Origin of the sequence: Flavobacterium sp. LAR06 (assembly GCF_041946075.1) — a bacterium.
In the GTDB taxonomy this organism is placed as follows: Bacteria; Bacteroidota; Bacteroidia; order Flavobacteriales; family Flavobacteriaceae; genus Flavobacterium.
In genome coordinates, this window is record NZ_JAUTYT010000010.1 from 29,196 (window position 1) to 42,068 (window position 12,873).

A 12,873-nucleotide genomic window follows, 5' to 3' on the forward strand; every position below is an offset into this window, starting at 1 on the left:
CCGGAACAAAAGGATTTTCCCTCCCATCAGGGCTAGGACACTCGTTTTCAAAAAGGAAATCAGTTCAAAATAACATCTATTGAGAAAATTAATCAATGATTAGCTTGATAATTAGATTTTAAAACTATAAAAATGACTTATAAAAGATTTTTAGTTTAAATTTGTTCAACAAAAGTCAAATAGATAGATTTTTTTTCATCGCAACAACAAACTACAAATGACCTTAGACGCCACTGATAAAAAACTCCTGGTTCTTTTACAAACCGACAGTAAAAAGACAACCAAAGAATTATCCTTAAAATTGAATCTTTCGGTAACAGCAGTTTACGAAAGAATCAAAAAACTGGAGCGAGAAGGAATTATCAAGAACTACGTAGCACTTGTAGACAAAACCAAAATTGAAAAAGGATTTGTGGTTTTCTGTCATTTAAAACTCATCCAGCACACCAAAGAATTCCTAACCAAATTCGAAAGCGAAGTCATCAAACTAAACGAAGTTTTAGAATGCCATCACGTAAGCGGAGATTATGATTATATTCTAAAAGTATTGGTAAAAGACATGGAAGCTTATAGAGAATTTTTGGTAACCAAACTTACTACCTTACAACATATTGGGAGTACTCAAAGTACCTTTATGATTAGTGAAGTGAAGAATTCAACGGTGATTTCTTTTTAGGTACAACGGTTCAGAGGAGCAAAGGAGCAAAGGGTTTTTTCTTTCAAGTTGCAGGTTTCAGGTTGCTTTACTTTGTGTTTTTCGCTTTGCCAGCAAATTCTAAAGAAACCTTTGCGTCCCGATAGCTATCGGGATTTCGAGACTAAAAAAATAAAACTTTGCGAACCTTAGCGTAACTCTTAGCGAACTTTGCGGTAAAATCTCCCACCAAAATTTCACACAAAAAACATTGAAATTTAAACTTTAAACAAAACTTTATTCCTTAATTTTGTATCGCTAAAAATAAAATAGACAAACTATGAGTTCATTTGACGTAGTCATTATAGGTTCAGGTCCTGGCGGATATGTATCAGCAATTCGTTGCGCACAATTAGGTTTCAAAACAGCAATTGTAGAAAAGTATAACTCTTTGGGCGGAACTTGCCTTAACGTAGGTTGTATTCCTTCAAAAGCATTACTTTCTTCCTCTCATCATTATGCAGAAATTGCTCATTTCGCAGATCACGGAATCGAAGTTTCTGGTGATGTGAAAATCAATTTAGGGAAAATGATCGCGCGCAAACAAGCAGTTGTAGATCAAACCGTAGGTGGAATCAACTACTTAATGGATAAAAATAAAATCACTGTTTTCAATGGTTTAGGTTCTTTCGTAGACGCAACACACATTGCAGTTGCTAAAGCAGACGGAACATCTGAAACTATCGAGGCAAAATATACTGTAATCGCTACAGGTTCAAAACCATCTTCTTTACCTTTCATTAAAATTGATAAAGAAAGAATCATCACTTCTACTGAAGCGTTGGCTTTAAAAGAAGTTCCAAAACACTTAGTAATTATTGGTGGTGGAGTAATCGGAATCGAGCTTGGACAAGTTTACCTTCGTTTAGGAGCTCAGGTTTCTGTAGTAGAATTCATGGACAGAATCATTCCTGGAATGGATGGAGCTTTGTCTAAAGAATTGACTAAAGTATTGAAAAAACAAGGAATGAAATTCTACGTTTCTCACAAAGTAAAATCGGTTGAAAGAAACGGTGATGCTGTTGTAGTTCAGGCTGAAAATGCTAAAGGAGAAACTATCACTTTAGAAGGAGATTATTCATTAGTTTCTGTTGGTCGTCGTCCTTACACAGACGGATTAAACGCTGACAAAGCAGGAGTAAAAATTTCAGACAGGGGACAAGTTGAAGTAAACGATCATTTACAAACTAACGTTCCAAATATTTATGCAATTGGTGATGTTGTTCGTGGAGCAATGTTAGCACACAAAGCGGAAGAAGAAGGAACTATGGTTGCTGAAATCTTAGCGGGTCAAAAACCGCATATCGATTATAATTTAATTCCTGGTGTAGTTTATACCTGGCCAGAAGTTGCTGCAGTTGGACAAACAGAAGAGCAGGTTAAAGCTTCAGGAACGGAATACAAAGTAGGTAGTTTCCCATTCAAAGCTTTAGGTCGTGCAAGAGCAAGTGGAGATTTAGACGGATTCGTAAAAATCATTGCTGATGCTAAAACAGATGAGGTTTTAGGAGTTCACATGATTGGAGCCCGTACAGCTGATTTAATTGCTGAGGCAGTTACTGCAATGGAATTCAAAGCTTCTGCTGAAGATATTTCAAGAATGAGCCACGCGCATCCAACTTTCGCGGAAGCGATAAAAGAGGCAGCATTAGCAGCTACTGACAACAGAGCGTTACACGTATAATTTTACGTAAATCATATTTCAAAACCCATCATTCCCAATTCGGAAGTGATGGGTTTTTCTTTGCTGTAATTTTATGCTTCATAAAATATAAAATTCAAAAATAATTTTGTAAATTAGATGTGTAATTCAGGTGCTATCTTTACTTGTATAAAAAGATAACATTATGAAAAGTAAATATATAGCTCCAATTCTAATAGGAGCAGGAATTGCATTTGTACTTTCTTCGTGCAAAGCAACCATTCCCAAAAAAGCTGTTGCAGTCACTAATTTTGACAAAGCAAAGTATTTGGGAAAATGGTTTGAAATTGCAAGATTAGATTATAAATGGGAGAAAAATTTAAATAACGTTACTGCCGAATATTCCCTTAAGGATGATGGCACGATTAAAGTTGGTAACAGGGGCTATAATGTCAAAAAAGACAAATGGGAAGAAAGCATCGGGAAAGCCAAGTTCGTCAAAAAGGACAATGTTGGTATGCTTAAGGTCTCATTTTTTGGTCCTTTTTATTCCGGTTATAACGTAATTGCCGTTGATCCGGATTATAAATATGCACTTGTAGTAGGAGAAAGTTTAAAATACATGTGGATTCTTTCCAGAGAAAAAACTATTCCTGAAAGTGTAAAAGCAGATTATCTTATCAAAGCACAGGAAATTGGTTATACTGTTTCAGACCTCGTTTGGGTCGAACATAATAAAGCCAATTAAAAGCAAACCCGACAAGTTTTGATTTGTCGGGTTTGTTATTTAAATTCTAAGTGAAATTTATGCTTTGAAAACACTTTTGTAATTATCCCAATATCTGTAAATCAAAAATAAATTGGCCAGAAATAATAATGCCGCAATTGGCAGACCTTCCGGGGCCAGAAAATAATTGATAAACAAAATGTTTACCGTAATGGGTAAGATCAAAATATTAGCCAATGTTACATAACGTCCTGTTACAAATGCAATTCCGCAAAGTAGTTCGATTGATTTAGCTAAAGGCATTAAATACGTAGAAGCCATTAAACCTACATTAAAAGCTTTGAAATTCCCTGTAGTTTCTGGTTCTGGCATTAGGTGGAAAAAATAACTGATCGAAGCAAAAAGCAGCAAAAGACCAATTAACACGCGGACAATAATTGTAGCAATTTTCATAATACTTAGGATTTTTAAGAGGTTAAAAAATATAATTATCTGCTGGAAATCGTATTTATTTGAATGCCCTTATAAAAATGAAATTCAGTTTTAAAGATCATTTTATTGAGGATTTTGTAAACAAAACAATCCTATTTTGGGATTAATTGAATGCTATATCAAATATAACGATTTTTTCATTATGATATTGCTATTTTATTAACACTTTTCTTATTTCTTAAGATATCTTTTATAAAGAAAAAATCCACCTAAACTAAGTAATATAAAAGGCCATAGATTGATAAAGAACACTAATATCGACTGTAGAATGTACCAGCCACTTTTTAGAGAATCAATAATTTGAATTCCTAAATTAGGTTTGTAATAAGCAGAATCTTTTTCGCCTGCAGTTATTTCCTGTTTAATGGTTTCGTTTTGATAAAGCTGTAAAGTAACGGTGCTGAAATTAACTTGATCCTGCATCGATAAATGATCGATGGTTTTGTTGTCATTCGCTTCTTTTTGGCTGGCCAAAGCATTTTCGGCTTCCATAATGTCGTTTATTTTTTTGCCTTTTTCATCAATCGCTTTTTCAACTCTTTTTTCATTTACAGTACTTCTTTTTTGCGAAAGCTGATTGGCTAAAAGTTTCAAAGAAACATCATCGGCTTTGATCACTCTGAAATCCAGGAAGTCAATTTGTTTTGCAATGCTTTTAATTACGGTATCAAGCTGGGTGTTGGGAACACGGATTGTAATATTATTTTCGACTGAAAATTTGGTAGTTTCCAGCGTGCTGTCCTGGCTAATTTTTGTTTTAATCTGATCGTGAATATTGCTTTTCAGGTTGGTGTAAGTAACAAAACCTCCAAATTTTGCCACGGCGTTTTCAATTGCATAAGTAGATTTGACGACGTTTTTAACCTTGAATTTGATATCAGCGGTTCGAATAAATTTCTGTGTGCTGTTTTTGGGCTGCACTGCTGCTGTTGAGGAAACAGCTGTGCTGTCTGCTGTGGTTTTGTAATCTGCGGATTCTTCAGAAGCGTAATCTGCTTTTTTACAAGAAAATAGTAATGCGATAATCACCAAGGTAGTCACACCTAATTGTGCAATTGTTTTCATAAAGGTTATAAAATTTGATTAATAAATAGACTATTTACACGATGTAAATAGGTTTTTGTACGTAATAAAAGCGCGAGTAATTTTTTAATCAAATGGCAAGAAAAGTTTTAATAATTAGCACTAATTCGATATACTAAAAAGTGTGCCAATAATTTTTGAGGATTACTTTATTGAAGGATTTTTTTTGTCGTAATTTTGAAGTCTAAAATTTATACTTTTTTGAGAGTTTCCATTCATAAACCTATTTCAAACCCGGAGCAGTTTAAACAGCAACTTCTAACCTGGTCACAGCAATTTCGTGAGGTTGTTTTTTTAGACAGCAATTCGCATACACAGCAATATTCCAATTTTGATTGTGTTTTGGCTGTAGATGCCTTTACCTCTTTAAAAACCGATTTCCAGAATGCTTTTGACGATTTAAAACAATACCAACAAACTACTAAAGACTGGCTTTTTGGTTATTTAACCTATGATTTAAAAAATGATGTTGAGGATTTAAAATCAGCTAATTTTGACGGATTAAATTTTCCGGATTTGTTTTTCTTTCAGCCCAAAAAAATATTTTTCCTGAAAGGAAATCAGCTTGAAATTCGATATTTATTGCTTTGCGATGATGAGGTTGAGGAGGATTTTAGTGAGATAGTCGAAAGTGAAAAGTTAGAAATTAAAAGCTTAGAATCTTTAGAGATCAAACAGCGTATTTCAAAAGAATTATACATTGAAAAAGTAAATAAAATACTTCATCATATTCATATTGGGGATATGTATGAAGGGAATTTCTGTATGGAATTTTATGCTGTGAATGCGGTTATAAATCCATTAGAAAAATTTCTGAAATTGAATGAAATTTCAAAAGCGCCATTTTCGGTTTTCTTTAAAAATTACAAACAATATTTACTTTCTGCTTCTCCGGAACGTTACCTTAAAAAAGAGGGAGAAACTATTATTTCGCAACCTATAAAAGGAACTTCCAAACGATCTGTAGATCCGATTGAAGATGAAAAGTCAAAACAATTTCTGGAATCAGATTCGAAAGAACGTGCTGAAAATATCATGATTACCGACTTGGTTCGAAATGATTTGTCGCATACTGCACAAAAAGGTTCTGTTGAAGTTGCTGAGCTTTGTAAAATCTATTCGTTTCTGCAGGTTCATCAAATGATTTCGACGATAACTTCAAAACTAGATTCTCAATATGCTCCCGTTGATGTTTTGAAAACGACTTTCCCAATGGGAAGTATGACAGGGGCTCCGAAGATTTCGGTAATGAAAATTATTGAAAATCTGGAAGAAACCAAACGTGGCTTATACAGTGGAGCTGTTGGATATTTTACACCAGAAGGCGATTTTGATTTTAATGTGGTGATCAGGAGTATCTTGTATAATCAGGAAAATCAATACGTCTCCTTTTCAGTAGGAAGCGCCATTACAGCGCAATCTGATCCTGAAAAAGAATACGAAGAATGTTTGCTGAAGGCTAAGGCAATGCATGAGGTTTTACGATAAAGGTTTGCCACGAATTACACTAATTTTCACTAATTTCTTTTTAATTGGTTAATTGGTAAAAAAAAACATTAGCCACAGATTAAAGGGTTAAAAAAGATTAAAAAATCTGTGCTAATCTTGTAATCTGTGGCAAAAAAAATATACTGCTTAACATTTCATTTAAAAATTGATAGAATTTAATTCTTTACATTTATCAAATGTTTTCAAAATTTCAAAATCACATCATTTCGAGGTTTCCATTTCTGGAAGATAAAAAACTGTTTCTCGCTGTAAGCGGTGGTTTAGACAGTATGGTTTTATTGCATTTGCTGCAACAATTGCCTCTTGAAATTGCGGTTTTACATTGTAATTTCCAACTACGTGGATTAGAAAGTTTTGGGGATCAGAGTTTTATTCAAAACTATTGCGATCAGAATAATATTCCAATTTTTACTACTCAATTTGATACCGAAGCTTTTGCTAAAGACTATAAGTTGTCAACTCAGGTTGCTGCGCGTGAGCTGCGTTACAGTTGGTTTTACGAACTTTTAGAAACCGAAAATTTCGATTGCATTTTAACCGCGCATCACGCCGATGATAATTTAGAAACTTTTATCATCAATTTAACCCGTGGAACCGGTTTGGATGGTTTGACTGGAATTCCGGAACAAAACGATAAAATTATCCGTCCGCTTTTACCATTTTCAAGAGATGAAATTCTGAGATATGCAGAGGAAAATAACATCGAATGGCGAGAAGACAGCAGCAATGCATCCAATAAATACCTGCGAAATAAAATCCGCCATGATCTAGTTCCGATGCTAAAAGAAATCAACCCTAACTTTTTGAATGCTTTCCAGAAGACACAATCTTACTTGCAGGAATCTCAGAAAATGGTTGAAGATGCTTCGATTATGATTTACCAGCAGGTTGCGAAAGAAGTGGGCGATGATATTCACTTCGATTTAAATCAGCTTCAAAAATTACCCAATTATAAATCGTATTTGTACCAATGGCTGAATGAATTTGGCTTTTTGGCATGGAATGATATTTATGATTTGGTTGATGGACAATCTGGCAAACAGGTGTTTTCTTCAGCATTTAGGTTGCTGAAAAATAGAAATACTTTGATTTTAAGTCCGATTTTAGAAGAGGATACAAAGGAAGAATATCACATTAATAAAGAAGAGCAAGAAGTTAATTTTCCCTTAAAATTGAGGCTATGTAACGTAGGTCACATAACATTAGATTCAAATAAAGCTATCTTTGTTGACGCCGAAAAAATCCAGTTTCCTTTGGTTTTGCGTAAATGGAATGAAGGTGATGTTTTTCATCCGTTTGGAATGAATGGAAAATCTAAAAAAGTCAGTAAACTTTTTAAAGATGAAAAATTATCGCTGATCGAAAAGGAAAAAAAATGGATTTTGTGCTCTGATAATCAAATTGTCTGGGTTATCGGAATTAGGCAGGATGAACGTTTTAAAATAGAAAATACCACTAATAACATACTTAAAATAGAATTACAATAATGAACTTTACTCAATCCTATCAAACGATAACTTCAAAAAGTATCTGGAATAAAACCATGGTTTTTTTGTTATTTTTCATTTTTGCTTTTGCAAAAGGTAACGCTCAAATTTTAGAACCGGTAAAATGGACGGCTAAAATTGAAAAAAAATCAGGGACAAATGCTATTTTAATTTTTGATGGAACTATTGAAAAAGACTGGCATATGTATTCACAATTTACTCCAGATGGAGGGCCGCTTCCGTTGGAAATTGTGTTTAAAAACCAAAAAGGAAATTACAATTTGGTTGGCAAAGCCAAAGAAGGAAAAACCAAAACAGCTTTCAATGATATTTTTGGTGTGAACGAAACTTTCTTTGAAGGAAAAGCACACATCGAACAGGAAATCACCATCACAAACCCGGATTTAAAAACGGTTGAAGTCGATTTTGACTTTCAGGTTTGTAAAGAGGTTTGTATCAATTCGAGTAAAAAATTCTCTATTGCGATTCCGGCATCTTTCAAAATGGAAGCAGTTGCAACAGTTTCTGAAGTAAAAAAAGATGAAACAAAATTAACGGGAATAGCTATTGACACTTTATCAACTGTAACAAAAGAAGTTAAAAAGGAAACCGCTAAAGATGAAGTTACTGTTTCAAAAGATAATGACATTCCGCCTCCGGCACCAACCAGAAGTCTATGGTCAATCTTCTTTATTGCATTCATATCTGGATTTGCAGCGTTATTAACGCCTTGTGTTTTCCCAATGATCCCAATGACGGTAAGTTTCTTTACCAAACAAAGTAAAAGCAGAGCAAAAGGAATTCGTAATGCGGTTATTTATGGATTAGCAATTATCGCGATTTATGTAATATTAGGCTTGATTGTGACTAAAATATTTGGGGCAGACGCATTAAATGCTTTGTCGACAGATGTTTGGTTTAATTTGATATTCTTCGTTTTATTGATAGTGTTTGCTGTTTCATTTTTAGGAGCGTTCGAAATTATGCTTCCAAATTCGTGGGCAAACAAAGCAGATCAACAAGCAGACAGAGGCGGAATAGTTGGGATATTGTTCATGGCATTAGCTTTGGCAATTGTATCGTTTTCTTGTACAGGACCTATTGTTGGAACTTTATTGGTTGAAGCCGCTTCAAATGGCGGAATTGCTCCGGTTATTGGAATGTTAGGTTTCTCATCTGCTATGGCATTGCCGTTTATGTTGTTTGCTATGTTCCCAGGTTGGTTGAATTCTTTACCAAAATCAGGTGGCTGGTTGAATACGGTAAAAGTGGTTTTAGGATTTTTAGAACTGGCTTTGGCATTCAAATTCTTGTCAAATGCTGATTTAGTATTGCAATTGCATTTATTAGAAAGAGAAGTTTTCTTAGCGATCTGGATTGCGATTTTTGGAACTTTAGCCCTTTATTTATTTGGAAAAATTACATTGCCACACGATAGTCCGACAAACCATATTTCAGTAGGAAGATTATCTTTCGGATTATTGGTTTTAAGTTTCACGGTTTATTTAATTCCGGGACTTTGGGGAGCGCCATTAAAATTAATTAGTGCTTTCCCGCCACCACCAACTTATAGCGAAAGTCCTTTAGGAGTTGGAGGTTCGACAAACTCAAATGTTGGTACTGGTGAAATAAAAGGTTTGCCTAATGGCGCCGAATTAGGTCCACACGGTATTATGGTTTTTACTGATTATGAAGATGGATTGGCTTATGCAAAATCAATCAATAAACCAATAATGCTTGATTTTACTGGTTATGCGTGTGTAAACTGTAGAAAGATGGAAAACAATGTTTGGTCTGATGAAAAAGTTTTGCCAATCTTAAAAAATGAAGTTGTTTTGATTTCGCTTTATGTAGACGACAAACGCGAATTACCAAAAGAAGAACAATTTGTTACCGCAAAAGGAGATAAAATCGAAACAGTTGGTGATAAATGGACTGACTTTATGATCTCAAAATACAAAACAAATACACAGCCTTTATATGTTATTACTGATCTGGAAGGAAAGAATTTAAATAGTTCAAAACCAACGATTAGTTATGTAGATGTTGAGGAATATTCGACTTGGTTAAAAACCGGGATTTCGAATTTTAAATAGATTTTTGAGAGACAGGAGTCAAGAATATAGAATAAGTAGGTTACGAATCTAAAATCTACAGTCTAAAATCTAAAATCATAAGGAAGTAATTCAAATAAAAATCCCTCTAAGTGTGAGCTCTTAGAGGGATTTTTTTATTAAGGCAAAAAGGGGGGATTAAATTCTTATAGGTATTCTCCGTGTTGAGAGATATCTAATCCTAATTCTTCTTTCTCTTCAGTAACTCTTAGAGGAGTAATTTTATTTACAACGAAGAATAAAATATATGAAGCAACAAATGCGAAGATAGATACGATTACTAAAGCGATTAATTGGTTGATGAACAAAGTAGGAGTTCCGAAAATCAAACCTTGATTATCACCAACTACCGGGTTAACCGCTTTTGAAGCAAAAACTCCGGTTAACAACATACCTACCATACCACCAACACCGTGACATGCAAAAACATCTAAAGCATCATCAATTTTTCCTTTAGGGAATTTACTTACTACCAAGTTACTTACGATTGCAGCAAAAGCTCCAATAAAAATTCCGTGAGGAATACTTACGAAACCAGCAGCAGGAGTAATAGCAACAAGACCTACAACAGCTCCAATACAAGCTCCAAGTGCAGATAATTTGTGTCCTAATATTTTGTCAAGGAAAACCCATGCCATTGCAGCGGCTGCAGCAGCTACAGTTGTAGTTCCTAAAGCTTGTACAGCTAAACCATTTGATCCTAAAGCAGAACCTGCGTTGAAACCAAACCATCCAAACCATAATAAACCAGTTCCTAATAATACATAAGTAATTCTTGCAGGGTTAACTTTTTGAACTTTTCTTTTTCCTAAGAAGATTGCTCCGGCTAATGCAGCCCACCCAGCACTCATGTGTACTACAGTTCCTCCAGCGAAGTCTAATACTCCCATTTTGAAGAAAACTCCGTCAGGATGCCATGTCATGTGACATAACGGTGCGTATATTAATAAGATAAATAAGACCATGAATAATAAATATGCCCAGAAACGTACACGCTCTGCAAAAGCACCTGTAATTAGTGCTGGTGTAATGATGGCAAATTTTGCTTGAAACAATGCGAATAACATAAATGGAATTGTAGGGGCAAGACTCCAGGCAGTACTTGTACCAACACCTTGAAAGAATAAATTAGAAGTAGGATCTCCAATGATTCCGCCAATAGTAGGGCCAAATGCTAAACCAAAAGCAACAACAACCCATAAAATAGTAACAATTACCATTGCCATAAAACTTTGCAGCATGGTACTGATAACGTTTTTCTTACCTACCATACCTCCGTAGAAAAATCCTAAACCTGGCGTCATTAGCAATACAAATGCAGTTGCTACGATCATCCAAGCAGTATCTCCGGTATCAAACTTTACAGCTTCTGCTGGAATTGGGTTGTCTGATAAGATGAAATTTGATACAAAAGTCAGTACCAAAATAGTGATAAGAATCACACTTAAAATAATTTTTCGCATAGTTATTTAGTTTTTAAAATTTTTATAAAAATATAAAATCATTCGACACCCCTATTAAAAATAGAGTCTAATGTTTAATTTTTGTTAATTTTTAAATTTAACCCCCTATATTTTATGTGTATTTGTTAAAATGAACTTAAATTTTACAATTTATTAAACTGAAATCAGAAATGTGTAGGTTTTTTCGTCAGTGTTAACAGAAAACAATGAAAATAATTCTAATTTTAAGAGTAATTATGATCAAATATTTATGAAAAACGTCAAATCGTTTCATTTTTTAAATAAAAAAGGCATCATATGAAGATTTCACGTGATGCCTTTTTGATAGAATTATTTTAGACTACTTCTGTCCGTACTTCGCTTTGAATTTGTCGTTCAGCTTACTTTGAAATGTTTCGAGATTAATCGTTCTTCCCTGAATGAAAGCCGTTGTTAGTTTATTTGTTCTCATATCTAATGCATCACCTTCAGAGATAAATAAAGTAGCATCTTTACCTGATTCTAAAGTGCCGCAACTTGCATCAATACCTAAAAGTTTAGCGGTATTTAAAGTAATCAGCTGTACCGCTACTTCTTTATCTAAACCAAAAGCGGCACAGGTTCCAGCTAAGAAAGGTAAGTTTCTAACACTCATACGTTCGTGATCTCCACTATTTTCCAGACCCACCACAATACCTTTGTCAGTTAGTATTTTTGCCATTTTATATGGTAAATTTACATCTTGATCATCGCTTATTGGCATATCATGAACACGTCTGAGCAAAACTCCAACATTGTATTTTTTCAAAACATCAGCGGCTTTGTAAGCTTCAAATCCTCCGATTATTACAATTTTTTTGATTTGATGATTTGCTGCAAGCTGAATTGCATCTACAATTTGCTTCTCTTCGTCAGCATGAATGTAAAGGGTTTGTGTTCCGTCAAATAAACCTTTTGTAGCTTCTAAAACAATGTTTCTTTCTTTGGCAGCCGTTTGATTGTATGCTTTTGAATTGATAAGGAAAGCGTTTATTTCCTCCACTTGTTTGACATAATCTTTATTAGCTTCAATAACTCCCGGCTCAAACCATGATCCTGATCGTCTAAAACCTGATGGGAAATTAAGATGAATTCCGTCGTTTTCTTTCAAAATAGCATCTTTCCAGCTCCATGCATCTAATTGTACTACTGAAGATGTTCCTGAAATTCTTCCTCCTCGTGGCGTAACCTGAGCTATCAAAACACCGTTCGGACGAACCGTTTCCACAACTTTTGATTCTGAATTATAAGCAATAATACTTCTCACATTCGGATTAAATGTTCCAATTTCTTCCTCGTCAACTGATGATTTCACGGCATCAATTTCTACTAAGCCTAAAGTAGAGTTTGCGGCAATAAATCCGGGATAAATATGTTTTCCTGTGGCATCAATAGTACTATCGTAAGTATCAGCAGCAAGTCTGATAGTTGTGGCATCGGCTACTAAAGTAAGTTTTCCGTCTTTGAACCCAATCGCACTATTTTGAATAACCTGTCCATTACCTAAATGCGCCGTAGCATTTAAAATCAAAACCGATTTGCTTTGTTTTGGTGCCGGGATTTGCTGTGCATTTATTTGTACAGAGGCACAAAACAGGAGCAGCAATTTATATATGTTTCTATTTATCATGTTGTCTTTTTTTA

10 protein-coding genes are annotated in these 12,873 nt (G+C 34.5%); 6 read left to right on the top strand and 4 right to left on the bottom strand.

The genetic code is table 11. From position 1 onward, the window contains the following. Positions 1-217 precede the first annotated feature (217 nt). From Q7C23_RS14915 to Q7C23_RS14925, 3 genes are all read left to right on the top strand, one after another. Complete coding sequence (locus Q7C23_RS14915; protein WP_121318474.1) at positions 218-676, top strand: Lrp/AsnC family transcriptional regulator; 459 nt, start codon at positions 218-220, stop codon at positions 674-676. A gap of 298 nt (positions 677-974) precedes the next feature. Next, positions 975-2,378: a dihydrolipoyl dehydrogenase gene (gene lpdA, locus Q7C23_RS14920; protein WP_375033288.1), complete on the top strand. Its 1,404-nt coding sequence runs from the start codon at positions 975-977 to the stop codon at positions 2,376-2,378. 163 nt (positions 2,379-2,541) lie between these two features. Further along, complete coding sequence (locus Q7C23_RS14925; RefSeq protein WP_375033289.1) at positions 2,542-3,084, top strand: lipocalin family protein; 543 nt, start codon at positions 2,542-2,544, stop codon at positions 3,082-3,084. 57 nt (positions 3,085-3,141) lie between these two features. Here Q7C23_RS14925 and Q7C23_RS14930 read toward each other — a convergent pair whose 3' ends face one another. Together Q7C23_RS14930 and Q7C23_RS14935 are read right to left on the bottom strand one after the other, a co-directional pair. Further along, positions 3,142-3,516 carry a DoxX family membrane protein gene (locus tag Q7C23_RS14930; RefSeq protein ID WP_072975927.1) on the bottom strand — a complete coding sequence of 125 codons (375 nt, stop codon included), beginning with the start codon at positions 3,514-3,516 and terminating at the stop codon, positions 3,142-3,144. Positions 3,517-3,726: 210 nt separating this feature from the next. After that, positions 3,727-4,620 carry a DUF4349 domain-containing protein gene (locus Q7C23_RS14935; protein WP_375033290.1) on the bottom strand — a complete coding sequence of 298 codons (894 nt, stop codon included), beginning with the start codon at positions 4,618-4,620 and terminating at the stop codon, positions 3,727-3,729. Positions 4,621-4,839: 219 nt separating this feature from the next. Here Q7C23_RS14935 and Q7C23_RS14940 point away from each other — a divergent pair, with 219 nt between their 5' ends. From Q7C23_RS14940 to Q7C23_RS14950, 3 genes are all read left to right on the top strand, one after another. Then, positions 4,840-6,126 (top strand): anthranilate synthase component I family protein, encoded by a 1,287-nt coding sequence (locus Q7C23_RS14940; RefSeq protein WP_375033291.1) that lies wholly within the window; start codon positions 4,840-4,842, stop codon positions 6,124-6,126. Between the two features lie 197 nt (positions 6,127-6,323). Further along, positions 6,324-7,634 (top strand): tRNA lysidine(34) synthetase TilS, encoded by a 1,311-nt coding sequence (gene tilS, locus Q7C23_RS14945; RefSeq protein ID WP_375033292.1) that lies wholly within the window; start codon positions 6,324-6,326, stop codon positions 7,632-7,634. Next, positions 7,634-9,730, top strand: coding sequence for a cytochrome c biogenesis protein CcdA (locus Q7C23_RS14950; protein ID WP_375033293.1), 2,097 nt, complete (start codon positions 7,634-7,636; stop codon positions 9,728-9,730). The genes tilS and Q7C23_RS14950 overlap by 1 nt, the downstream gene beginning before the upstream one ends. Before the next feature lie 164 nt (positions 9,731-9,894). On the opposite strand, the gene Q7C23_RS14955 is transcribed toward Q7C23_RS14950, so the two are convergent. Continuing rightward, positions 9,895-11,211 (bottom strand): ammonium transporter, encoded by a 1,317-nt coding sequence (locus Q7C23_RS14955; protein WP_375033294.1) that lies wholly within the window; start codon positions 11,209-11,211, stop codon positions 9,895-9,897. Between the two features lie 340 nt (positions 11,212-11,551). Continuing rightward, complete coding sequence (locus Q7C23_RS14960; protein ID WP_375033295.1) at positions 11,552-12,859, bottom strand: amidohydrolase family protein; 1,308 nt, start codon at positions 12,857-12,859, stop codon at positions 11,552-11,554. Positions 12,860-12,873: the final 14 nt, after the last annotated feature.